Below are 22,477 nucleotides of genomic sequence, written 5' to 3' on the forward strand. Positions count from 1 at the left end.
CGCGCTCGGAACTGTCGGCACCCCGACCTAGCCTCGAGGACGTGACGACGATGGTGCAGACCGGGCAGCCCACGGACGGCGCTGCCTCTTCCCCGGACGCCCCCGTCGGCGACGCAGGGCCGGCGCCGGAGCGAACCCCGCGCCGGCCCTCGCTCTCCCCGAGCCGCGCGGCGGACTTCAAGACCTGTCCCCTGCTCTACCGGTTCCGGACGATCGACCGGCTGCCGGAGCGCAAGAGCCTGGCCGCGCTGCGCGGCACCCTCGTGCACACGGTGCTGGAGAAGCTCTACGACCTGCCGGCCCGCCAGCGCACCGTCGACGCCGCCCGCGCGCTGGTCCCCCCGGCGTGGGAGGAGCTGCGCGCCGACCCCGAGGTGGCCGAGCTGTTCGCGGAGGGCGGCGCCGCGGACGACGAGCCCGCCGGGCAGTCCCTGGAGGCCTGGCTGGCCTCGGCCGGCCGGCTGGTGGAGACCTACTTCTCCCTGGAGGACCCGTCGCGCATCGAGCCGGACGGGCGCGAGCAGCTGGTCGAGGTGACCCTGCCCGACGGGCTGCTGCTGCGCGGCTACGTCGACCGGCTGGACGTGGCGCCCAACGGGGCCCTGCGGGTGGTCGACTACAAGACCGGGTCGATGCCGCGCGAGGCGTTCGAGGGCAAGGCCCTGTTCCAGATGAAGTTCTACGCGCTGGTCCTGTGGCGCACCCGCGGCGTGGTCGCCAGCCAGCTCAAGCTGCTCTACCTGGGCGACGGCGACGCGCTGACCTACGCCCCCGACGAGGGCGAGCTGATCCGCTTCGAGCGGACTCTGCACGCCATCTGGAGCGCCATCGAGCGGGCCGTGGCCACCGGCGACTTCCGGCCCAACCGGACCCGGCTGTGCGACTGGTGCGACCACCAGGCCCTGTGCCCGGCCTTCGGCGGCACGCCCCCGCCCTTCCCGGCCGAGGCCGTCGCGGCGGCCGGCTGGCCGACCCTGCCCATCGTCGAGCGCGACTAGCCGGAGGCCGCGGCCGCCCGGGCGTGGCCGTCCGGGGTCCCCCTTCCGCTGACCGCCGCCCCGGGTCGACAGTGACCGGATGCGGGCATACCGGGCCCAGCGGGCCTTCGACGGCGAGCGCTTCCTGCCCGGCGGCGCCCTCGTCCTGGTCGAGGGCGGCACGCTCACCGGCGTCGAGGCGGGCTCGGCCGCCGCGCCGGCCGGGTGCCCGGTCACCGAGCTCCCCGACACCACCCTGCTGCCGGGACTGGTCGACACCCACGTCCACCTCTGCGCCGACACCGGGCCCCGGGCCCTCGACCAGCTCGGCGAGCTCTCCCCCGCCGCGCTGCACGCGATCATCACCGAGGCCGGGCAGCAGCACCTGCGCGCCGGGGTGACCGCGGTCCGGGACCTCGGCGACGCGCACTGGGCCGTGGTGGAGCGGGCCCCGGCGGACGACGCGCCGACGATCGTGGCGGCCGGGCCGCCGCTCACCTCCCCGGGCGGGCACTGCGCCCTGATGGGCGGCGAGGCCACCGGCGTCGACGCGCTGCGGCGGGCGGTGCGGGAGCGGGCGGAGCGTGGCGCCGACGTCGTGAAGATCATGGCCAGTGGCGGCCTGCTGACGCCGGGTACCGACCTCGCCGCCTGCCAGTTCAGCCTCGAGGAGCTGCGCGCGGTGGTGGACGAGGCGCACCGCCACGGGCTGCCGGTGACCGCGCACGCCCACGCGCTCACCGCCGTGGAGCAGGGCCTCGCCGCCGGGGTCGACGGCATCGAGCACTGCAGCTGCCTGACGCGGCAGGGGGTGCGGATCCCGCCGGAACTGGCGGCCGGTCTGGCTGCCGCCGGCACGCTGGTGTGCCCGACGCTGGGCCGCGAGCCCGGCCTCGAGCCGCCGCCGCACGTGCAGGCGCGCATGGTGGCCACCGGTGCCTCGTTCGAGACGCAGCTGGCCACCACGGCCCGGCTGTGGGAGGCCGGGGTGGCGCTCCTCGCCGGCACCGACGCCGGGATCGGCCCGGTCAAGCGGCACGGGCTCGTCCCGATGGCGGTGGCCGACCTGGTCGGCGCGTGCGGGGTGCCGGTGGCCGAGGCGCTGGCGGCGGCCACCGGGCGGGCGGCCCGCGCCTGCGGGCTGGGCTCCCGCACCGGCCGGCTGGCCCCCGGCCTGGACGCCGACCTGCTCCTGGCCGACGGCGACGTGGGTCGCGACGTCACGGGCCTGCAGCGGCCCCGGCTGGTGGTGTCCCGCGGCCGCGAGGTGCCACTGGCCGGCTAGGAGCTAGGCCCCGACGGTCTCCCGGGCGGTGGCGAGCACCTCGTGCAGCTCGGGCAATCCCACGCCGGCCAGGGTGTCGCGCAGCACCAGGCCCGGTGCCGGCGGCAGCGGCTGCAGTGAGGGCACGCCGAGCACCGCGGCGCCCGCGGCGAGGCCGGCCGTGCTGCCGGCGACGGAGTCCTCCAGCACCACGCAGTCGCCCGGGTCCACGCCGAGCGCGGCCATGGCCTGCAGGTAGGGCGCCGGGTCGGGCTTGCGGGCGGGGACCTCGTCGCCGCAGACGGTGACGTCGAACGGGGGCACGTCCGGGAAGGCGCGGCCGATCGCGTCGAGCACGAGGTCGGCCAGCCGGCGCGGCGTGGTCGTCACCAGCGCGGTCGGCATCGCGGCGGACCGCACCTCGGCGATCAGCTCCCGGGCCCCGGGCCGCCAGTGGATCTCCCCGCTCATCAGCTCCGCGACCCGGTCCTCGATCCACCGGGTGTCGGCCTGGAACTGCTCCTCGGTGCGCACCACCCCGAGGTCGGCGTACAGGATGTCCATCGCCACGCGCATGCTGGTGCCGACGGTGCGCTCACGGGCGGCGGCGGACATGCGCCCGCCCAGCCGCTCGGCGAGGGCGGCCATCGCCTCGCCCCAGTACTGCTCGGTCTCCACGAGGGTGCCGTCCATGTCGAACAGCACCGCCCGCACCCGGGCGCCCGGTCCGGCGGAGAGGTCGGTGAGGGCGGCGCTGCGCGGGGTGTCCATCAGGTCCACGGTAGGCGCGGGGGCCCGCCGTCCGCCGCTGCGCGGCCGGTGACGTCGGCGACGCAGCGGCGACCGGTTCACTCGTCCTCGGTGCGGTACCCGAGGTTGGGCGAGAGCCACCGCTCGGCCTCGGTGACGGTCCAGCCCTTGCGGCGCGCGTAGTCCTCGACCTGGTCGCGCCCGATCCGCCCCAGGTTGAAGTACCGCGCCTGCGGGTGGGCGAGGTACAGGCCGCTGACCGCCGCGCCCGGCCACATCGCCATGCTCTCGGTGAGCTGGATGCCGGCGACGGCCTCGACGTCCAGCAGCTCCCAGATGGTCTGCTTCTCGGTGTGCTCCGGGCAGGCGGGGTAGCCCGGCGCCGGCCGGATGCCGGTGTACCGCTCGGCGATCAGGGCGTCGTTGTCCAGGTGCTCGTCGGGCGTGTAGCCCCAGAACTCGGTGCGCACCCGCTGGTGCAGCCGCTCGGCGAAGGCCTCGGCGAGCCGGTCGGCGAGGGCCTCCAGCAGGATCGCGCTGTAGTCGTCGTGGGCCGCCTTGAACGCCATCACCCGCTCGGTCAGGCCGATCCCGGCGGTGACGGCGAACGCGCCGACGAAGTCCGGCAGCCCGGTCCCGGCGGGTGCGACGAAGTCGGCCAGGGACTTCCGCGGAGCGCCGTCGCGGCCCTCGGTCTGCTGGCGCAGCTGGTGCAGGGTGGCCCGGACGACGCGGCGCGACTCGTCGGTGTAGACGGCGACGTCCTCGTCGTCCACCCGGTTGGCCGGGAACAGCCCGAACACCCCGTTGGCCCGCAGCCACCGCTCCCCGACGATGCGGTCGAGCATCTCCTGGGCGTCCTCGTACAGCCGCCGGGCGGCCTCCCCCGTCGCCGGGTTGTTGAGGATGTCGGGGAACCGGCCGCGCATCTCCCAGGCGGTGAAGAACGGCTGCCAGTCGATGTAGGCGCGCAGCTCCTCGATGGGCTGGTCGAGCAGGGCGCGCACGAACGGGCCGCCGTCGGCCAGCATCCGGGGTCGCGGCGGGGACCAGCCGCTCCAGTCGATCTCGGGCGCGGCCGCCCGCGCGGCGGGCAGCGGCAGCATCGTCCGGGTGTCCTGCCGGGCGGCGTGCCGCTCGCGCAGGGCTCCGTAGTCGCGCGCGGTGTCGGCCAGCAGCGTCGGGCGCTGCTCGTCGGACAGCAGGGCGGCGACCACGGGCACCGACCGGGAGGCGTCCTTCACCCAGATGACCGGGCCGGAGTAGTGCCGGTCGACCTTCACCGCGGTGTGCGCCCGCGACGTGGTGGCGCCGCCGATCAGCAGCGGGAGCTGGAAGCCCTGCCGCTCCATCTCCGCGGCCAGGTGCACCATCTCGTCGAGGGACGGCGTGATCAGGCCGGACACGCCGATGATGTCGGCGCCCTCCTCCTTGGCCGTGTCGAGGATCTTCTGGGCCGGCACCATGACGCCGAGGTCGATGACCGAGTAGTTGTTGCACTGGAGCACCACGCCGACGATGTTCTTGCCGATGTCGTGCACGTCGCCCTTGGCCGTGGCCATGACCACCGTCCCGTTGGTGCGCTCGACGTCGCCGGGCTGCTTCTCCGCCTCGATGAACGGGATGAGGTGGGCGACCGCCTTCTTCATCACCCGCGCGGACTTCACCACCTGCGGCAGGAACATCTTCCCGGCGCCGAACAGGTCGCCGACGACGTTCATGCCGTCCATCAGCGGGCCCTCGATGACCTCCAGCGGGCGGCCGCCGCGCGCGGCGATCTCGACGCGGAGCTCCTCGGTGTCGGCCTCCACGAACTCGTCGATGCCCTTGACCAGCGCGTGGGTGATCCGCTCCCCCGTCGGCAGCGCCCGCCACTCGTCGGTGGCGACCTCACGCGCCGCGCCGTCCCCGGCGTGGTCACCGGCGATCTCCAGCAGCCGCTCGGTCGCGTCCGGCCGCCGGGCGAGGACGACGTCCTCGATCCGCTCCCGCAGCTCCCGCGGGATCTCCTCGTAGACCTCGAGGGCGCCGGCGTTGACGATCGCCATGTCCAGGCCGGCGGCGATCGCGTGGTACAGGAAGACCGAGTGGATCGCCTCGCGCACCGGGTTGTTGCCCCGGAACGAGAACGAGACGTTCGAGACGCCGCCCGAGACGAGCGCGCCGGGCAGGTTCTCCTTGATCCAGCGCGTCGCCTCGATGAAGTCCAGCCCGTAGCGGGCGTGCTCCTCGATGCCCGTGGCGACGGCGAAGATGTTGGGGTCGAAGATGACGTCCTCGGCGGGGAAGCCGACCTGCTCGGTGAGGATGGCGTGGGCGCGCCGGCAGACCGCCGTCCGCCGCTCCAGGGAGTCGGCCTGGCCGGCCTCGTCGAAGGCCATGACCACCACCGCCGCGCCGTACTTGCGGCACAGCCGGGCCTGGCGGACGAAGTCCTCCTCCCCCGACTTCAGGGAGATGGAGTTGACGATCGGCTTGCCCTGGACGTTCTTCAGGCCGGCCTCCATCACCTCCCACTTCGAGGAGTCGAGCATGACCGGCACGCGGGAGATGTCCGGCTCGGCGGCGATCAGCTTGGTGAAGCGGTCCATCGCCGCGACGCCGTCGATCATGCCCTCGTCCATGTTGATGTCGATGACCTGCGCCCCGGCCTCCACCTGCTGGCGGGCGACGGCCAGCGCGGTGGCGTAGTCGCCGGTCTTGATCAGGTTGCGGAAGCGGGCGGAGCCGGTGATGTTCGTACGCTCGCCGACGTTCACGAACAGGCTGTCCTCGTCCACGGTCAGCGGCTCCAGGCCCGACAGGCGCAGCGCCGGCCGGGCCTGCGCCGGCGTGCGGGGCGTCGTGCCCTCCACCGCCGCGGCGAGCGCGGCCACGTGCGCCGGGGTCGTGCCGCAGCAGCCGCCGACCAGGTTGACCAGCCCGCTGGCGGCGAACTCCCCGACGAGGGCGGCGGTTTCCTCGGGGGACTCGTCGTACTCCCCGAAGGCGTTGGGCAGGCCGGCGTTCGGATAGCAGGAGACGTGGGTGTCCGCGACCCGCGCGATCTCGGCGAGGTAGGGCCGCATCTGCTTGGCGCCCAGCGCGCAGTTCAGGCCGACCAGCAGCGGGGCCACGTGCCGCACCGAGTGCCAGAACGCCTCGGTGACCTGCCCGGACAGCGTCCGCCCGGAGGCGTCGGTGATCGTGCCGGAGATCATCACCGGCCAGCGGCGGCCGCGCTGCTCGAACAGCGTCTCCAGCGCGAAGACGGCGGCCTTGGCGTTGAGGGTGTCGAAGATCGTCTCGACCAGCAGGACGTCGCTGCCCCCGTCCACCAGGCCGCCCGCCTGCTCCAGGTAGGCCGCGACGAGCGCGTCGAAGGAGACGTTGCGGGCGCCGGGGTCGTTGACGTCCGGCGAGATGGACGCCGTCCGGCTCGTCGGGCCGATCGCGCCGACGACGTAGCGCGGCTTCCCCGGGGTGCGCGCGGTCATCGCGTCGCACTCGGCCCGCGCCAGGCGGGCGGCGGCGACGTTGATCTCGGCGGCGAGGTCGCCCATGCCGTAGTCGCCCAGGGAGATGCGGGTGGCGTTGAAGGTGTTGGTCGAGATCAGGTCGGCACCGGCCTCGAGGTACTCGCGGTGGATGGCGGTGACGATCTCCGGCCGGGTCAGGCACAGCAGGTCGTTGTTGCCCTGCACCTCGGTGGGCCAGTCGGCGAAGCGCTCGCCGCGGTAGCCGGCCTCGTCGGGCCGGTCGCGCTGGATCGCCGTCCCCATCGCGCCGTCGAGCACGAGGATGCGCTGCCCGAGGGCGGCGGTGAGCTCGGCGGTGACGTCGGGGCGGAGGGTCGACGTCCCTCCGGCGGAAGACGTGTTGCGGGACGACATCGAGGAAGGGTAGCGGGGTCGCTGAAACGGGCGACGGGGGCCACACGCTCGGGTCGTCGGTCCCGCGGCGTGACCCCTCCCGCGACGTAGGCTTCCAGGGGTGATCGACCCGAAGTCCACCCCTGAGGACCTGCCCCGGCTCAACGACCCCGTGGTCGTCGTCGCCTTCGAGGGCTGGAACGACGCCGGGGACGCCGCCACCGGGGCGCTGGAGCACCTCGAGCTCATCTGGGACGCCACCCCGCTCGCCGCGCTGGACCCCGAGGACTACTACGACTTCCAGGTCAACCGGCCCACCGTCTCCCTCGTCGAGGGCGTCAGCCGCCGTGTCGAGTGGCCCACCACGCGGGTGTCCGTCGCCCGCCCGCCGGGGTCCGGGCGCGACGTCGTGCTCATCCGGGGCATCGAGCCCAACATGCGCTGGCGCAGCTTCTGCGAGGAGCTCATCGAGCTCTGCCACGAGCTGGACGCACGGACCGTGATCGGGCTGGGCGCGCTGCTGGCCGACACGCCGCACACCCGACCCACGCCGGTGACCGGGTCGGCCTACGACGCGGAGTCCGCCGAGCGCTGGGGGCTGGAGACCTCCCGCTACGAGGGGCCGACCGGGATCCTCGGCGTCTTCCAGGACGCCTGCGTGCAGGCCGGCCTGCCGGCGATCAGCTTCTGGGCCGCGGTCCCCCACTACGTCTCCCAGCCGCCGTCCCCGCGGGCCACGGTGGCGCTGCTGCAGCGGGTCGAGGAGGTCCTCGAGCTCGCCGTGCCGCTGGGCGTCCTCCCCCAGCAGGCCGAGGAGTGGGTGAAGACCGTCGACGAGATGGCCAACGAGGACGCCGAGGTCGTCGAGTACGTGCGGTCGCTGGAGGAGCGGGCCACCGAGTTCGACCTCTCCAACGCCAACGGCGACTCCATCGCCCGGGAGTTCGAGCGCTACCTGCGCCGACGGGGCTCTTCTCCCAACTGAAGGAGCCGGGGGCGCGGGCCGGGTGTCGCTGGTCGTCGGTGCCTTCCCCCGACCCTGCGCGCCCGGCCGCGCGCCTCCCGGCGCGGCCGTGTTGGGGATAACGGTCGTACGACGAGACGGCGGGTCGGCGTGCGCCGGGGCTGCCCGGTTCAGCTCAGCTGCAGCAGCGGGCGCATCTGCGCCGTCGCGTCGGCGTCGAAGAGCCGGTCGTGCATGGTCAGGGCGAACCGGTCGGTCATCCCCGACACGTAGTCGACGACCTGGGTGACCGGATCGGCCTCGGTGTCCCGGTAGGACGCCGGGATGAGCTCGGGGTGGGCCAGGTGGTGGTCGGCCAGCCGGCGGGTGACGTCGATCGCCAGCTGCTTCTGCCCGGCCGCGGTCTCCGACGCGTAGACCCGCTGGAACATGAACGCGCGCAGCTCGTGCATGGCCTCCAGCGGCCCGGGCGCCATGACCACCGCCCCGGCGGCGTTGCCGGCCGACAGCGACCCCTCGACCACGGCGTCGATCATCGCGCCGACCATCTCGCTGCCGGGCGCCCCGAAGACGGCGCGGGCGCGGGCAGGCAGGTCCTCGACCCGCAGCACCCCCGCCCGGACGGCGTCCAGCGCGTCGTGGGAGAGGTAGCCGATGCGGTCGGCGTAGCGCACGCACTCGGCCTCGCGGGTCTCCGGCGGCGGGTTGATCTTCCAGCTGTGCGCCCGGATGCCGTCGCGCACCTCCCAGGTGAGGTTCAGCCGCTCCAGGACCTCGACGATCCGCACCCCCTGCGCGGCATGGTGCCAGCCGCCGGGGACGTAGGGCTCCAGCGCGTCCTCGCCGATGTGCCCGAACGGCGAGTGGCCGAGGTCGTGGCCCAGGGCGATCGCCTCGGCGAGGGTCTCGTTGAGGCCGAGGGCGCGGGCCAGGGACCGGGCGACCTGGGTGACCTGCAGGGTGTGGGTCAGGCGGGTGACGAAGTGGTCGCCGTCGGGGTTGAGGAAGACCTGCGTCTTGTGCTTGAGCCGGCGGAAGGCCTTGGCGTGCAGGATCCGGTCGCGGTCCCGCTCGAAGGCGGTGCGCAGCGGGTCCTCCGGCTCGGGCGCCGCCCGCCCGCGGGTGGCCACCGCACGGGTGGCCGCCGGGGCGAGGTCCTCCTCGGCGGCCTCCCGCGCGGCCCGGTCGACCAGCCGGAACGGGCTGCTCGGCATCAGCAGTCGGCCAGCGCCACGCCGAGCAGCGCGTCGACCGCGTCGCACACGATGGTCGGCGCGCCGTCCTCCCGGTCGTCGTCCGGACCGGCCGCGAGGGTGGCCGCGGCCCAGGCGTCGACGACCGCGATGGCCCCGGGGCTGTCCAGGTCGTCGGAGAGTCGCTCGCGCAGCCCCTGCAGCACCGGCGCGGCCGGGGCGCCGGCGGGCAGCGCGACCGCCCGCCGCCAGGTGGCCAGGCGGGCGCGGGCGGTGTCGAGGAGGTCGGGGGTCCAGAACCGGTCGGTGCGGTAGTGCCCGGACAGCAGGGCCAGGCGGATCGCCATCGGGTCGACGCCGTCGCCGCGCAGCCGGGAGACGAACACGAGGTTGCCCTTGCTCTTGCTCATCTTGGCGCCGTCCAGGCCGATCATCGCCGCGTGCACGTAGGCCCGCGCGAAGGGCTTGGTGGCCGTCAGGGCCTCGGCGTGGACGGCGGAGAACTCGTGGTGCGGGAAGACCAGGTCGCTGCCGCCGCCCTGGACGTCGAAGCCCATGCCGATCGTCTCCAGGGCGATCGTGGCGCACTCGATGTGCCACCCCGGCCGGCCGGCGACGCCACGCGGCCCGGGCCAGGAGGGCTCCCCGGGGCGCTCGCCGCGCCACAGCATCGGGTCCAGCCGGTTGCGCTTGCCCGCCCGGTCGGGGTCCCCGCCGCGCTCGGCGAAGAAGCCCAGCATCATCGCCTCGTCGTAGCCGGACTCGGTGCCGAAGCCGGGGGCCTGCGCCACGTCGTGGTAGACGTCGCCGGTGCCGTCGTCGAGGACGTAGGCCAGGCCCTCGTCCAGCAGCGACTCGATGTGGGCGACGATCCGCGGGATCGACTCGACCGCGCCGACGTAGTCGTCGGGCGGGAGCACCCGCAGGGCGGTCATGTCCTCGCGGAACAGCGCCGTCTCCCGCATCGCGAGGACGATCCAGTCCTCGCCGTCGCGCGTGGCGCGCTCCAGCAGGGGGTCGTCGATGTCGGTGACGTTCTGCACGTAGTGCACCGCGTGCCCGGCGTCCCGCCACACCCGGTTCACCAGGTCGAAGGCCAGGTAGGTGGCGGCGTGGCCGAGGTGCGTGGCGTCGTAGGGCGTGATGCCGCAGACGTACATCCGTGCGGTGCGGTCGGGGTGGGTGGCGACGACCTCGCCGCGGGCGGTGTCGTGCAGCTTGAGCACGGGACCGGTGCCCGGGAGGGTCGGCAGGAGCGGAGCGGGCCAGGCGAGCACGCCACGAGCCTAGAGGCGGCTACCGGCGGGCCCGGTCGGCCCTCATCCTGGCGGTGCACCCGGACCGTGAACGGAGGAACCGTGGAGCTCGACGAGTACCTGCCGGTCCTGCAGCGGACCAACACCCGGTTCGCCGACGCCGCCGCGGAGGGCGTCCTGGCGCACGGCTGGCGGGCGCGGGTGCCCGGCTGCCCCGGGTGGACGCTGGCGGACCTGGTCTGGCACCTGGCCGCGGTGCAGCACTTCTGGACGTGGGTGGTGCGCACCCGCGCCGCCGACCCGAGCACCTACGTGGAGCCGGCGCGGCACCCGGACGACGAGCTGCTCGGTTACGGCCTGGCGCAGTCGGCCGAGCTGGAGACCGTGCTGGCCGGCGCCGACCCCGCCGAGCGGGTCTGGACCTGGGCGCCCCGGCAGGACGTCGGGTTCGTGCTGCGCCGCCAGACCCACGAGGCCGTGGTGCACACCGTGGACGTCGAGCAGGTGCGCGGCGACGTCCGGCCCATCCCGGCGGCGGTCGGGCTGGACGGGCTCGACGAGTGGCTGGAGGTGGTGGTCCCCGGCGTCTTCCCCGACGGGCCGCCGGAGACCGCGCACCCGGTGGTCTTCCACGCCGTGGACGCCGACGCCGAGCGCACCCTGTTCCCCGGCAGCCGCCCCTTCCCCATCGCGGCGCTGACCGGGACCGCCGGGGACCTGCTGCTGGCCGCCTGGCGTCGCGTGCCGCTCGAGGTGCTCACCGTGGACGGCGACGGGCTGCAGGCCGCCGCCATGATCGAACTCGTGGAACTGCGGTAGCCGGCTCAGGGCCAGGTGGTGGCGTGGCGGTCGAACTCCTCGCCGGTCTGCACGCCGACCACGCAGAAGACCAGCCCGGCCGGGTCGCGCATCTGCCAGAAGCCGCCCATGTCGGCCCACCGGCGGGCGCCGAGCGCCTCCAGCCGGGCCACCTCGGCGACGACGTCGTCGGTCTCCACGTCGACGTGCCAGCGCGGCGGCGTGCCGCTGCCGGTGCGCTGGACCTCCAGGTGGACGCCGTCGGCGAAGGAGCCGAGCGAGGACCAGTCGGCGTCGGCCGGATCGGGCTCGGCCCGGTGCCCGGTGGCCGCCGACCAGAAGTCCCGCCCGGCGTCGTGGACCTCCGGGGGCAGGTCGAGCAGCAGGATCGCCAGGCGTGAACGGTGCGGCATCCGCTCATCGTTTCGGCCCTGTCCAGGGGCCCGCCCTGAGCTTGCGAAGGGTGGGGAGGACGGGGTCCTTCTAGAAGGGGGGCCAGGGCAGCGCCGGCCAGTCGCCGCTGGGCTGCGGGTGCCGGCCGGTGCGCAGCAGCTCGGCCACCCGCTGCTGGGTGCGGCGCACCTCGCGGCGGGTCAGGTGCTCGTGCAGCTGCTCCCCCAGGTCGCCGAGCAGGCCGGTCGACAGCCGCTCCAGCACCTCGACCGCCTCGGCCGGCAGCGGCTGGCCGGCCCAGCGCCACAGCAGGGTGCGCAGCTTGGGGTCGACGGAGAAGCAGATGCCGTGGTCGACGCCGTACACGTGCCCGTCTGCGGTCGGGATGATGTGCCCGCCCTTGCGGTCGGCGTTGTTCACCACGGCGTCGAAGACGGCCATGCGGCGCAGCCCCGGGCGGTCGGAGCGGACGAAGGCGGCCAGGTCGACGGCGGGGTCGCCGTCGATCCACAGCTGCACCATCCCGGGCCCGAACGGCCCGTCGCGGAGCACGGTGGGCGGCACGATCCGCCACCCGGTGGCCTCGGAGACGAGGGCGGCGGCCACCTCCCGGCCGGCGAGGGTGCCGTCGGGGAAGTCCCAGAGGGGACGCTCCCCGGCGACCGGCTTGTAGACGCACTCGGCCTCGAGCTCGCCGGTGCGGATGGTGCCGACCAGGGTGACGTTGCTGGCGTCCAGCATCCGGCCCTCGAGGTCGATCTCGCCGTCGAGCAGCAGGGTGCGGGCCTCGTCGTCGCCGTCCGGCGCGCGCAGGTCCGACGCCGGTTCGGCCGGGCGCTCGGTCATCGGGGCGGCCCCGTCCGGCCCCGGCTCCGCCGGCTCAGCGGCGGTATCCGTTCTGCCGCGGGCAGACGTGCCCGCTGGGGTCCAGCGGCAGGGAGCACAGCGGGCACGCCGGGCGCCCCGCGGCCACCACGCGCCGGGCCCGGACGACGAAGGCCCGGGCGGCGGCGGGAGTGATGGTGACCCGCAGCGCGTCGGGCCCCTCGTCGCTGTCGGAGAGGATGGCGTCCTCGTCGACCGGCTCCTCGCCGGCGGCCACGGCCTCCACCACGACGGCCTGCGACTCGCCGTCCCACGCCAGGCCCATCGCGGCGACCCGGAACTCCTCGTCGACCGGCGCGGCGAGCGGCTCGAGGTCGTCGACCTCCGCGTCGGGCGGGACGACGGTGCCCGGCCGGCTGGCGACCTCGTCGAGGAGCTCGTTCATCCGGTCGGCGAGCACCTGCACCTGGGTCTTCTCCAGCGCGACGCTGACCACGCGGCCGGCGGCGTCGGCAGCCTGGAGGTAGAAGGTGCGGTCGCCGGGCTGGCCGACCGTGCCGGCGACGAACCGGGACGGACGTTCGAAGAGGTGGACCTGGCGCGGCACGACGCCCAGGTTACGCGGGCGGGGTCGGGGGGCGCGCCGAGACGCGGAGGTCAGACGCTCGCGCCGGCGCCGCCGCCCACCACGGCGTCGGAGTCGGCCTTCTTCCGGCGCCGCCCCTTCCTGGGCGGCGGGACCAGCGCGGAGACGTCCCCGCCGGTGTCGTTCATGCGCACCACGAACGGCCGGGTCTCGGTGTAGGTGACCACGGACACGGAGGCGGGGTCGACGACGATCCGCTGGAACTGGTCCAGGTGGAGGCCGAGAGCGTCGGCCAGGACGGCCTTGATGACGTCGCCGTGGCTGCACGCCAGCCAGACGGCGTCCGGGCCGAGGGTGGCGTTCCACGCCCGGACGGCGGCGACCGCGCGGGCCTGGGTGTGGGCCAGCCCCTCCCCCTCGTCGCCGGGGAAGACCGCGGCCGAGGGGTGGGCCTGCACGACCTTCCACAGCGGTTCCTTGACCAGCTCCTTGAGCGGGCGGCCGGTCCAGTCGCCGTAGCGGGCCTCGCCGAGCCGGTCGTCGGTCCGCAGCTCGAGGTCGCGGCCGGTGACGACGGCGGCGGCGGTCTGCCGGCAGCGCTCCAGCGGGCTGCTCACCACCGCGGCGAGGGGCACCGGCGCCAGCCGCTCCCCCACCGCCCGCGCCTGCGCCTCGCCGGTCTCGTCGAGCTGCACGCCCGGGGTCCAGCCGGCGAGGATCCCGCCGGCGTTGGCCGTCGTCCGGCCGTGCCGCAGGAGGAGAACGGTGGTCACGACCGCCGACCTTAGGTGGCCGGGCCGGTGCGGCTCATCGTTCGGCCGTGGGCGCCGGCCGGCCGACCGCGGCCAGCATGTCGTCGAGGAAGCCGTCGATGACGGCGCGCTCCTCCGGGGTCCGCCGCGCCAGGACGTCGGAGGTCGCCTGGACGAGCGGGCCGAAGAAGGCCCAGCCGAGGTCCTTGGCCGAGTCCTGGACGACCAGGTCGAGCCGTCGCCGGTCGTCGGTCCGCGGTACCCGGCGGACGTGGCCGGCCCGCTGCAGCCGGTCCAGCAGGGTGGTGACCGACGCGGTGGTCACGCCCAGCTGGGCGGCGAGCCACGTGGGGCTCGCCGCCTGTCCGGCTCGTTCCGCGTCGAGCAGGCAGATGAGCGCTCGGAGGTCGGTTCCGCCGAGTCCGGTGCCGGCGGCGAAGGCCGCGGCGGCGTCGTCGAGCAGCAGCGTGAGCGCTCGGAGGCGGTGCACGGTCGGCGGCGCCTGCCGGCGGTCGGGGGGCACGACCCACTGTAGCTGGGTTGCCTGACAGCTAGACCATCTAGTTGTCTGTCGGCGTGACCTTCGCCGAGCGCTACGACGTGGCGGCCGCCCGCTGGCCGCGCGGGTCCTCCGCCGTCGACGTCCCCACCTCCTGGGGACGGACACACGTGCTCGTCGCCGGGCCGGCCGGAGCCGACCCGGTGGTCCTGCTGCACGGCGGCGGCGCCACCGCGACGGTGTGGTCCGGGGTCGCCGGTGCGCTCGCCGGGCGGTTCCGCGTCCTCGCTCCCGATCAGCCGGGTGACCCCGGCCGCAGTGCGGTCGCCCGCCCGATCCGGGCGACGGCCGACCTGACGGCGTGGCTGACCGAGCTGCTGGCCGCCCTCGGGACCGGGCCGGTGCACCTGGTCGGCCACTCCGCGGGTGCGCACCTGGCCCTCACCGCCGCCCTGGCCGGCAGCTGTCCGGTGTCGTCCCTCGTGCTGCTGGACCCGACCGCCTGCTTCGCCGGCTTCAGCCCGCGGTACCTGATGCACGCCGTGCCGGTGCTGGTCCGGCCGACGCCGGCCCGGGTGCGGCGCTTCCTCGCGTGGGAGACGGGAGGACGCCCGGTGGACCCGGACTGGCTCGACCTCTACGTCGCGGGCGCGACCGCGTTCCCCCGGGGTCGGCTCGTCCGCACCCGCCGTCCCTCACGGGCGGGCCTGGCCGGGCTGCGGGTGCCCACGCTCGTCGTCGTCGCCGGGCGCAGCCGCGCGCACGACCCCGGCCGCGTCGCCCGTTCCGCCCGGGCGCTGCTGCCCTCGGTCCGGGTGGTCGAGATGGCGGGCGCCACCCACCACACCGTGCCCGACCTCGACGCCGCGGAGATCGCCGCGGCCATCGCCGGGCACGCCGACCGGGTGGGCTGAGCCCGCCCGGGTCACTGGGCCGCGAGGACCCCGGTGCCCAGCAGGACCAGCAGCAGGCCGCCCAGGACCACCCGGTAGACGACGAACGGGGTGAAGCTGCCGCGGTCCAGGTAGCGGAGCAGCCAGGCGATCACGGTGAGGCCCACGCCGAAGGCCAGCACCGTGGCCAGGATCGTCGGGCCCCAGTCCACGGTCTCGCCGGCCACGTCGCCGGTGAGCGCCTCGTAGGCCTGGAAGAACCCCGACCCGAGCACCGCGGGGACGGCGAGCAGGAACGAGTAGCGGGCCGCCGCCGCCCGCGAGTAGCCGAGGAACAGCCCGGCGGTGATCGTGCCGCCGGACCGCGACACCCCGGGCACCAGCGCCATCGCCTGGGCGAACCCGAACGCGATGCCGTGCCCGACGGTGAGCCGGTCGAGCTCCCGCACCTTGGCGCCCACCCGGTCGGCCCAGAACAGGATCAGCGAGAAGGCGATGAGCGCCGTCGCGACGATCCAGAGGCTGCGGAAGGTGGTCTCGATGTCGTCCTGGAACAGCAGCCCGAGGACGACGATCGGCACGCTGCCGACGATGATCAGCCAGCCCATGCGGGCGTCGGGGTCCCGGCGCATCCGCCGGTCGCCGAACGAGAGCGCCCAGGCGCGGATGATCCGGCCGATGTCCCGGCGGAAGTAGAGGAGCACCGCGGCCTCGGTGCCGATCTGGGTGATGGCGGTGAACGCCGCGCCCGGGTCACCCCAGCCGAACGCCTCCCCCACCACGCGCAGGTGCGCGCTGGAGGAGATCGGCAGGAACTCGGTCAGGCCCTGGACGAGGCCCAGGACGACCGCCTCGATCCAGCTCATCGGGCGGCTCCGCCCTGGTCGGCCGGGCGGGTGGCGGGAGGTCCGGAGAGCACGGGAGGCCAGCCTAGGCGGGGACCCCCGCGGGGCCCGGACGCCGCTCCGGGCGGGCGCGTCCACAGCCCGGCGCGCCGTCCCCCGACGGCCCGTGCTCCCCGGCCCCGGGCACCCCTCGCCGGTAGGTTGGCCTCCCGTGGAACAACGCGCGCTCGGGCGCAGCGGCCTGGTCGTCTCCCGCCTGGCGCTGGGCACCATGACCTGGGGCCGGGACACCGACGAGGACGAGGCCGCCATGCAGCTGACGGCCTTCGTCGACGCCGGGGGCACCCTGGTCGACACCGCCGACGTCTACTGCGGCGGGGAGAGCGAGCGCACCCTGGGCCGGCTGCTCAGCGACGTCGTCCCCCGCTCCGACGTCCTGGTGGCGACCAAGGCCGTGGGCCGGACGGGGCCCGGGCCGATGGGCCGGGGCGGCTCGCGCGGGCACCTGCTCGCCGCGCTGGACGCCTCCCTGGAGCGGCTGGGCCTCGACCACGTCGACGTGTGGCAGCTGCACGCCTGGGACGAGACCACCCCGTTCGAGGAGACCCTCGCCGCCTGCGACACCGCGGTGTCCTCGGGGCGGGTCCGCTACGTCGGGGTGAGCAACTTCACCGGCTGGCAGACCGCGCAGGCCGCGACCTGGCAGCGGGCCTGGCCGGGGCGGACGCCGGTGGTCAGCACGCAGGTCGAGTACTCGCTGCTGCAGCGCGGCGTGGAGCGCGAGGTCGTGCCGGCCGCCGAGGCGCTGGGCCTCGGCGTGCTGGCCTGGTCGCCGCTGGGCCGGGGCCTGCTCACCGGCAAGTACCGGCACAGCACGCCTCCGGAGTCCCGCGGCGCCTCCCCGCAGTGGCAGGGGTTCATCGACGGGCTGCGCTCGCCGACCTCCGACCGGATCGTCGAGGCGGTCATCACTGCCGCCGAGGGGCTGGGCACCACCCCGCTGGCCGTGGCGCTGGCCTGGGTGCGCGACCGCCCGGGGGTGACCGCGCCGGTGGTCGGGGCCCGCACCGCCGCGCAGCTGCAGGCCTCGCTGGACGCGGAGTCGGTGCGGCTGCCGGCGGCGATCCGCACCGCCCTCGAGGACGTCTCCGCCCCGTACTTCGGCTATCCCGAGCGCCGGTCGGACCGATGACCACCGTCGCTCCCGACCCCGTCTTCGCGGCGTTCTGCGCCGCCGGGCTCTGGCCGGGCCTGGGCAAGCGGGCCGCCGCCGAGCTGCCCGCGGCCGGCATCACCTCCCCCGACGACGTCACCGCCGACCGGCTGCAGAAGCTGCCCCGGGTCGGCCGGCAGCGCGCCGAGCGGCTGTTCTCCAGCTTCCTGGCCGCCCAGCCCACCTACGACGTGGTGGCGCTGCTGGTCGGCGCCGGGCTCGAGGCGAAGCTGGCCGCCACCGCCGCGGACGCGCTGGGCCCCGACGCCGCCCGCCGGCTGCGCGACGACCCCTGGGCGCTGCTGGGCCTGACGGGGGTGACGCTGGGCGACGCCGACCGCCTGGCGATCGCCGTCCTGCCCGGGGCCGACCGGCAGGACAGCCGCCGCGGCCGGGCGATCGTGGCCCTCACCTTGCGGACGGCGACCCGCGACGGGCACACCGTGCTGCCGGCCGACCTGGTCGTCGCCGCCCTGCGGGCCGAGCAGGTCGCCGACCCCGCCGCGGCGATCGTCGCGGCCGTCGAGTCCGGCGAGGTGCTGGAGCACGAGCCGCCGTTCGTCGAGCCCGAGGACGACGGGGACCTCGACGAGCTGCCCGAGCCCGACCCGGCGCTGCGGACGCTGTCGCTGGCCCGCTACGGCATGGCCGAGGAGGCGGTCGCGGAGAACGTGGCCCGGCTGATGGCCACCGCCGAGCGGATCGCCGACCCCGCCGCCGTCCGGTCGGTGGCCAAGGGCCTGGACGACGCCCAGAAGCAGGCCGTGGCCCAGGTGCTCGGCGCCGGGGTCTCGCTGCTCACCGGCGGCCCGGGCACGGGCAAGAGCCGCACCGTGGCGGCCGTCGTGGCGCTGCTGCGGTCCAAGGGCAGCGAGGTGGCGCTGGCCGCGCCCACCGGGCGGGCGGCCAAGCGGCTGGAGGAGCTCACCGACCACCCCGCGGTCACCGTGCACCGGCTGCTCGGCGCCCAGGGCACCACCGGCGGCTTCGCCCGCAACGAGGAGTGGCCGCTGGACGCCGACGTCGTCGTGGTCGACGAGGCCTCCATGCTCGACGTCGAGCTGACCGCCGCGCTGCTGGAGGCCTGCCCGGACGGCACCCACCTGCTGCTGGTCGGCGACCCCGCGCAGCTGCCCTCGATCGGCCCCGGGCACGTGCTCGGGGACCTCATCGACTCCGGCGGCGTCCCGGTCACCGAGCTGACCACGCTCTACCGGCAGGCCGAGGGTGGGGCGATCGCGCGGCTGGCCAACGCCGTCCGGGGCGGGCAGCTGCCGCCGGTGGACTCCCCCGACCGCGAGGTCGTGGTCGTGCCCGCCACCGGGAGCGCCGAGGCGTCGCGGCGGGTGGTGCAGCTGGTCACCGACTCGATCCCCCGGGCGCTGGGCATCGACCCGGCGACGGTGCAGGTGGTGACGCCGGTGCACCGCGGGCCGGCCGGCACGATCGAGCTGAACAAGGCGCTCAAGGAGAAGCTGAACCCGGGCGACGGGACGGTGTGGGGCTTCGACGTCGGGGACCGCGTGGTGGCCACCGCCAACCACCTGGACCTGGAGCCGATCGGGTTCGCCAACGGCGAGGTCGGGGTGGTGACCGGCACCGGCGACGGCACGCTGGACGTCGACTTCGCGTCGGGGCCGGTGACGGTGAGCGGCACGGCGATGAGCGACCTGCGGCACGGCTGGGCGATCACCGTGCACCGCGCGCAGGGCTCGGAGTGGCCGGGCGTGGTCGTCGTCCTGCCGCCGGAGGCCGGGGGGATGCTGTCGCGCCCGCTGGTCTACACCGCGCTCACCCGCGCGCAGCGGCACCTGTCGATCGTGCACGCGTCCGGCGCGGCGCTGGCCCGCGCGGTCAGCCAGGTCGACGTCCGGCCGCGCCGCACCCGCCTGGCGCAGCTGCTGGCCCAGGACAAGGACCCCGGGGCATAGGAGGCAACACCTGCGTCAGACGCACCCCGACGTGGGTGTTGCCTCCTATCCCTCGCTAGTCGCGGCGGGTCAGGCCGGCGCGGGCCGCGCAGAGCAGCCGCCGGGTGGCCGCCGGCAGCTGGCCGGGGCAGGTGAGCGGCTGCGGGAACGGGATGCGCAGGTCCCGGCTGCCGGTGGGCCGCTCGATGCGCAGCCGGTAGCCGTACCGGTCGATGCCCAGCGGGCGGACGACGTCGCGCGGGCCGAGGTCCCCGGCCGGGATGCGGCTGCGCAGCAGGGCGAGCACCTCGGGGTGGTCGCGGTCGAGGTGGTGCAGCATCCCGGCCTCCACGTCGGCCAGCGGGTCGGGCCGGGCGGCGGCGAAGGCCGGCGGGGCGACCTCCGCGCAGCGGGTGCCCTCGCGCAGCACCACCTCGGCCAGGTCGAGCCGCAGCAGGGTGGCCTCGCTGCCCACCCCGAGCAGCTCCCCGGCCGGCCGGACCTCGGCGAAGGCCAGCGCCGCGGCCCGCTGGTCGGCCGCGCGGACCGGGGTGAGCCACCCGGACAGCCACAGCTGGGCGCGCAGCGAGTCCCGCAGCGGCACCGGCGACCGGTCGCTGACCATGAGGACGGCGGAGCGGTCGTCCTCCTGCGCCAGGGCCTCGTCGACCTCACCACCGGCCGGGACGAGCACGAGGACCTGGCCCGCCGCGGTGGTGGCGTGCGCCAGCGGGCGGCCCGGGGCCAGGCCGCGGACGCACAGGGCGGCGGCGGTGCGGCAGGCCACCGTCCGGGCCCGCTCCGCAGGGTCACCGAGGACGCGGGGAGCGGCCGGGCTGGGGCCGGGGATCGTCGTCATGCGTCCTCCGAGAGGGTGCGACACAGTTGTTAGGGAAGCCTAACCACACCGGTCCGCTCCCGGGAAGTCCGCGTGTGTGTCACCGGCCGGACCGGGGCAGACCGGTCGCAACCGTCCCGAGGCCGAGGAGGACCGACCGTGCGGGTGCTCGTGACCAACGACGACGGCATCGACGGCCCCGGCCTGCACCTGCTGGCCCGCGTCGCGGTCGAGGCCGGGTGCGAGGTGGTGATCGCCGCCCCGTCCACGGAGTACAGCGGCAGCAGCGCCGCCCTGACCGCGGTGGGCGACGACGGCCGGCTGGTGGTGCACGAGCGCACGCTGCCCCGCGTCGACGCGCGGCGGGCGCTGGCCGTGGAGGCCTCCCCGGCGTTCATCGTGTTCGCCGGCGTGCACGACGCGTTCGGACCGCGCCCGGACCTGGTGCTCTCCGGCATCAACCGGGGCCCCAACGCCGGCAACCTGGTGCTGCACTCGGGCACCGTCGGGGCGGCGCTGACCGCCGCGGCCCACGGCGTCCCCGGCCTGGCGCTCTCGCTGGCCGGCCTCGCCCCGACGCACTGGGACACCGCCGAGGAGGTCGCCCGGCGGGCGCTGCGCTGGGTGCTGGCGCACTCCCCCGGCGCCGCGGTCCTCAACGTCAACGCGCCCGACGTCGCCCCGGACCGGCTGCGCGGCCTGCGGCCGGCCCGGCTGTCGTCGGTCGGGGCGGTGCAGGCGGAGGCCGGGGAGGTCGGCGAGGGGTTCGTCACCCTGACCTTCCGCGAGGTCGGCGAGGACCCCGCGCCCGACAGCGACGTCGCGCTGCTGCGCGAGGGCTGGGCGCCGGTCACCGCGCTGCGGGCGCCCTGCGAGGCCGCCGACGTCGACCTGACGGGACTCGACGGCAGCTGAGACCGACCGGGCCGTCCCATGGGAGACGGACCGGTCCGCCCGCGGTTGCCCCCGCTCCGCGCCGGGTGTTGCATGTGCGGCACCGCAGCGACGCTCTCGGCCTGGCGCCGCTCGTCCTCAGGGGGCCCTCGTGACCATCCGTCGTCGCAGCGCCGTCGTCAGCACCCTCACCGTCCTGGTCCTGGGCACCGGGACCTCGGTGGCCGGTGCGCAGTCCGCCGCCGAGCAGCTGGTCGAGCCCCCGCCGACGCTCACCTGGGCGCCCTGCGGGACCACCCCGGAGGGGACCGCGGCCGGCGTGGAGTGCGCCACGGCCGACCTGCCCATGGACTACGACGACCCCGCGGCCGGGCGGGTGCAGATCGCGGTCTCCCGGGTGCCCGCCGACGACCCGGCCACCCGGGTCGGCTCGCTGTTCCTCAACTTCGGCGGGCCGGGCGGCGCGACCAACGAGATCCTCCAGGCCGTGGGCGACCAGCTGTTCCCGGGCCTGAGCGCCCGCTTCGACCTCATCGGCTTCGACGCCCGCGGCACCGGCCAGAGCACCCCGGCCATCGACTGCCGCGTCGACCAGGAGACCCAGGGCATCTACTCGGTCCCCGTGCCCACCCCGCTGGACATCGACGTCGACGCCTACGTCGCCAAGGCCCAGGGCTACGTCGACGCCTGCCTGGCCAACAACGGCGAGATCCTCGCGCACGTCTCCACCGCGAACGTCGCCCGCGACATGGACATGGTGCGCGCCGGGCTCGGCCTCGAGCGGCTGGACTACCTCGGCTTCTCCTACGGCACCTTCCTCGGCGCCACGTACGCCAGCCTCTTCCCCGACCGGTACCGCTCGATGGTGCTGGACGGCGCGCTGGACGCCGACCAGTACGTGAACGACCCGATCAGCCACATCGCCACGCAGACGGCCGCCTTCGAGCTCGCCCTCGCCCGGTTCACCGAGGCCTGCGCGGTCGACCAGGTCGCCTGCTCGGGCTTCGGCGGCACCGACCCGTTCCTGGCCTACGACCGCCTGGTGGCCGCGGCCGAGACGGCCCCGATCCCCGCGACCGGCTTCGCACCCGACCCGCGGCCGGTGTCGGGCGACGAGATCCGGATCGCGACGAGCTCACTGCTGTACGCCAAGCAGGCGTGGGGCCTGCTGGGCCAGGCGCTGAGCCAGGCCGCGGCGGGCGATGGCTCCCTGGTCCGTGCCGTCGTCGACGACACCTACGGCCGGCAGCCCGACGGCACCTTCTCCCCCGGCGGGGACCGCTACTTCACCATCGGCGCCGCCGAGCAGCGCTACCCCCAGGGCGACCTCGGGGTCTACCTGGACCGGGGCGCGGAGTCGTGGGCCTCGTTCCCGCACTTCTGGTACAACACCGGCTACGCCGAGATCAACTACGCCCTCTGGCCGGTCCACGACGAGGACGCCTTCGCCGGGCCCTTCGACGTCCCCGCCTCGTCGCCGACGCCGCTGGTCATCGGCACGACCTACGACCCGGCGACCCCCTACTCGGGCGCGCTGGAGCTCGTCGCGGACCTGGGCAACGCCCGGCTGCTGACGATGGAGGGCGACGGGCACACCGCCTACGGCGGGAACTCCGGCTGCATCGACGCGGCCACCGAGGCCTATCTCGCCGCCGTGACGCTGCCGGGCGAGGGGACGGTGTGCCAGCAGGAGGTGCCCTTCACCGCTCCGCAGCCGGTGCCGGCCGACGCCGGGACGGCGACCGAGCGGCTGCTGCGCCCGCTGCCCTGAGCTGA

At 75.4% G+C, this 22,477-nt stretch carries 20 protein-coding genes; 9 read left to right on the forward strand and 11 right to left on the reverse strand.

Annotated features, from left to right (window positions below):
* Window positions 1-50: 50 nt before the first annotated feature.
* Together PGN05_RS14530 and PGN05_RS14535 are read left to right on the forward strand one after the other, a co-directional pair.
* Complete coding sequence (locus PGN05_RS14530; protein WP_419753342.1) at window positions 51-998, forward strand: RecB family exonuclease; 948 nt, start codon at window positions 51-53, stop codon at window positions 996-998.
* 79 nt (window positions 999-1,077) lie between these two features.
* Window positions 1,078-2,262, forward strand: a complete 1,185-nt coding sequence (locus tag PGN05_RS14535; RefSeq protein ID WP_419753265.1) for an amidohydrolase family protein — start codon at window positions 1,078-1,080, stop codon at window positions 2,260-2,262.
* Window positions 2,263-2,265: 3 nt separating this feature from the next.
* On the opposite strand, the gene PGN05_RS14540 is transcribed toward PGN05_RS14535, so the two are convergent.
* Together PGN05_RS14540 and metH are read right to left on the reverse strand one after the other, a co-directional pair.
* On the reverse strand, window positions 2,266-3,012 hold the full coding sequence (locus PGN05_RS14540) for an HAD family hydrolase (protein ID WP_419753266.1): 747 nt from the start codon (window positions 3,010-3,012) through the stop codon (window positions 2,266-2,268).
* Between the two features lie 77 nt (window positions 3,013-3,089).
* Complete coding sequence (metH, locus tag PGN05_RS14545) at window positions 3,090-6,863, reverse strand: methionine synthase (RefSeq protein ID WP_419753267.1); 3,774 nt, start codon at window positions 6,861-6,863, stop codon at window positions 3,090-3,092.
* Window positions 6,864-6,963: 100 nt separating this feature from the next.
* On the opposite strand from metH, the gene PGN05_RS14550 reads away from it, so the two are divergent.
* A complete protein-coding gene (locus PGN05_RS14550) occupies window positions 6,964-7,827 on the forward strand; it encodes a PAC2 family protein (RefSeq protein WP_419753268.1) in 864 nt (287 codons plus the stop codon).
* A gap of 149 nt (window positions 7,828-7,976) precedes the next feature.
* Here the strand turns inward: PGN05_RS14550 and PGN05_RS14555 are convergent, their stop codons facing one another.
* Window positions 7,977-9,020, reverse strand: a complete 1,044-nt coding sequence (locus PGN05_RS14555; protein WP_419753269.1) for an HD domain-containing protein — start codon at window positions 9,018-9,020, stop codon at window positions 7,977-7,979.
* Window positions 9,020-10,276, reverse strand: coding sequence for a cysteine--1-D-myo-inosityl 2-amino-2-deoxy-alpha-D-glucopyranoside ligase (gene mshC, locus PGN05_RS14560; protein WP_419753270.1), 1,257 nt, complete (start codon window positions 10,274-10,276; stop codon window positions 9,020-9,022). Before mshC ends, PGN05_RS14555 begins: the two co-directional genes overlap by 1 nt.
* 81 nt (window positions 10,277-10,357) lie before the next feature.
* Here mshC and PGN05_RS14565 point away from each other — a divergent pair, with 81 nt between their 5' ends.
* Window positions 10,358-11,074 carry a maleylpyruvate isomerase family mycothiol-dependent enzyme gene (locus PGN05_RS14565; protein ID WP_419753271.1) on the forward strand — a complete coding sequence of 239 codons (717 nt, stop codon included), beginning with the start codon at window positions 10,358-10,360 and terminating at the stop codon, window positions 11,072-11,074.
* A 5-nt stretch (window positions 11,075-11,079) separates the two neighbouring features.
* On the opposite strand, the gene PGN05_RS14570 is transcribed toward PGN05_RS14565, so the two are convergent.
* From PGN05_RS14570 to PGN05_RS14590, 5 genes are all read right to left on the reverse strand, one after another.
* Window positions 11,080-11,466, reverse strand: a complete 387-nt coding sequence (locus tag PGN05_RS14570; protein WP_419753272.1) for a VOC family protein — start codon at window positions 11,464-11,466, stop codon at window positions 11,080-11,082.
* Window positions 11,467-11,536: 70 nt separating this feature from the next.
* Window positions 11,537-12,292, reverse strand: coding sequence for an SCO1664 family protein (locus PGN05_RS14575; protein ID WP_419753273.1), 756 nt, complete (start codon window positions 12,290-12,292; stop codon window positions 11,537-11,539).
* Between the two features lie 34 nt (window positions 12,293-12,326).
* A complete protein-coding gene (locus tag PGN05_RS14580; RefSeq protein ID WP_419753274.1) occupies window positions 12,327-12,878 on the reverse strand; it encodes a DUF3090 family protein in 552 nt (183 codons plus the stop codon).
* Window positions 12,879-12,928: 50 nt separating this feature from the next.
* Window positions 12,929-13,630 (reverse strand): histidine phosphatase family protein, encoded by a 702-nt coding sequence (locus PGN05_RS14585; protein ID WP_419753275.1) that lies wholly within the window; start codon window positions 13,628-13,630, stop codon window positions 12,929-12,931.
* A 34-nt stretch (window positions 13,631-13,664) separates the two neighbouring features.
* Window positions 13,665-14,099: a MarR family winged helix-turn-helix transcriptional regulator gene (locus PGN05_RS14590; protein ID WP_419753276.1), complete on the reverse strand. Its 435-nt coding sequence runs from the start codon at window positions 14,097-14,099 to the stop codon at window positions 13,665-13,667.
* Between the two features lie 86 nt (window positions 14,100-14,185).
* On the opposite strand from PGN05_RS14590, the gene PGN05_RS14595 reads away from it, so the two are divergent.
* On the forward strand, window positions 14,186-15,022 hold the full coding sequence (locus tag PGN05_RS14595) for an alpha/beta fold hydrolase (RefSeq protein WP_419753277.1): 837 nt from the start codon (window positions 14,186-14,188) through the stop codon (window positions 15,020-15,022).
* A gap of 11 nt (window positions 15,023-15,033) precedes the next feature.
* Here the strand turns inward: PGN05_RS14595 and PGN05_RS14600 are convergent, their stop codons facing one another.
* Entirely contained in the window at window positions 15,034-15,867 is an 834-nt protein-coding gene (locus tag PGN05_RS14600; RefSeq protein ID WP_419753278.1) for an undecaprenyl-diphosphate phosphatase, read from the reverse strand.
* 190 nt (window positions 15,868-16,057) lie between these two features.
* Here PGN05_RS14600 and PGN05_RS14605 point away from each other — a divergent pair, with 190 nt between their 5' ends.
* Together PGN05_RS14605 and PGN05_RS14610 are read left to right on the forward strand one after the other, a co-directional pair.
* The gene (locus PGN05_RS14605) at window positions 16,058-17,038 is read left to right on the forward strand and encodes an aldo/keto reductase (protein ID WP_419753279.1); all 981 of its coding nucleotides are present in this window, start codon (window positions 16,058-16,060) and stop codon (window positions 17,036-17,038) included.
* The gene (locus PGN05_RS14610; protein WP_419753280.1) at window positions 17,035-18,990 is read left to right on the forward strand and encodes an AAA family ATPase; all 1,956 of its coding nucleotides are present in this window, start codon (window positions 17,035-17,037) and stop codon (window positions 18,988-18,990) included. The genes PGN05_RS14605 and PGN05_RS14610 overlap by 4 nt, the downstream gene beginning before the upstream one ends.
* A 55-nt stretch (window positions 18,991-19,045) precedes the next feature.
* On the opposite strand, the gene PGN05_RS14615 is transcribed toward PGN05_RS14610, so the two are convergent.
* Window positions 19,046-19,828, reverse strand: coding sequence for a DUF2470 domain-containing protein (locus PGN05_RS14615; RefSeq protein ID WP_419753281.1), 783 nt, complete (start codon window positions 19,826-19,828; stop codon window positions 19,046-19,048).
* A gap of 138 nt (window positions 19,829-19,966) precedes the next feature.
* On the opposite strand from PGN05_RS14615, the gene surE reads away from it, so the two are divergent.
* The gene (surE, locus tag PGN05_RS14620; RefSeq protein ID WP_419753282.1) at window positions 19,967-20,722 is read left to right on the forward strand and encodes a 5'/3'-nucleotidase SurE; all 756 of its coding nucleotides are present in this window, start codon (window positions 19,967-19,969) and stop codon (window positions 20,720-20,722) included.
* Between the two features lie 130 nt (window positions 20,723-20,852).
* Window positions 20,853-22,472, forward strand: a complete 1,620-nt coding sequence (locus PGN05_RS14625; protein WP_419753283.1) for an alpha/beta hydrolase — start codon at window positions 20,853-20,855, stop codon at window positions 22,470-22,472.
* Window positions 22,473-22,477: the final 5 nt, after the last annotated feature.

This window comes from Geodermatophilus sp. CPCC 206100 (assembly GCF_048569675.1).
GTDB lineage: Bacteria > Actinomycetota > Actinomycetes > Mycobacteriales > Geodermatophilaceae > Geodermatophilus.

Coding starts and splice junctions, on each gene's coding strand:
- PGN05_RS14530 (WP_419753342.1), top strand. CDS start 51: ATGGTGCAGACCGGGCAGCCCACGGACGGCGCTGCCTCTTCCCCGGAC.
- PGN05_RS14535 (WP_419753265.1), top strand. CDS start 1,078: ATGCGGGCATACCGGGCCCAGCGGGCCTTCGACGGCGAGCGCTTCCTG.
- PGN05_RS14540 (WP_419753266.1), bottom strand. CDS start 3,012: ATGGACACCCCGCGCAGCGCCGCCCTCACCGACCTCTCCGCCGGACCG.
- metH (WP_419753267.1), bottom strand. CDS start 6,863: ATGTCGTCCCGCAACACGTCTTCCGCCGGAGGGACGTCGACCCTCCGC.
- PGN05_RS14555 (WP_419753269.1), bottom strand. CDS start 9,020: ATGCCGAGCAGCCCGTTCCGGCTGGTCGACCGGGCCGCGCGGGAGGCC.
- PGN05_RS14570 (WP_419753272.1), bottom strand. CDS start 11,466: ATGCCGCACCGTTCACGCCTGGCGATCCTGCTGCTCGACCTGCCCCCG.
- PGN05_RS14575 (WP_419753273.1), bottom strand. CDS start 12,292: ATGACCGAGCGCCCGGCCGAACCGGCGTCGGACCTGCGCGCGCCGGAC.
- PGN05_RS14600 (WP_419753278.1), bottom strand. CDS start 15,867: ATGAGCTGGATCGAGGCGGTCGTCCTGGGCCTCGTCCAGGGCCTGACC.
- PGN05_RS14610 (WP_419753280.1), top strand. CDS start 17,035: ATGACCACCGTCGCTCCCGACCCCGTCTTCGCGGCGTTCTGCGCCGCC.
- PGN05_RS14615 (WP_419753281.1), bottom strand. CDS start 19,828: ATGACGACGATCCCCGGCCCCAGCCCGGCCGCTCCCCGCGTCCTCGGT.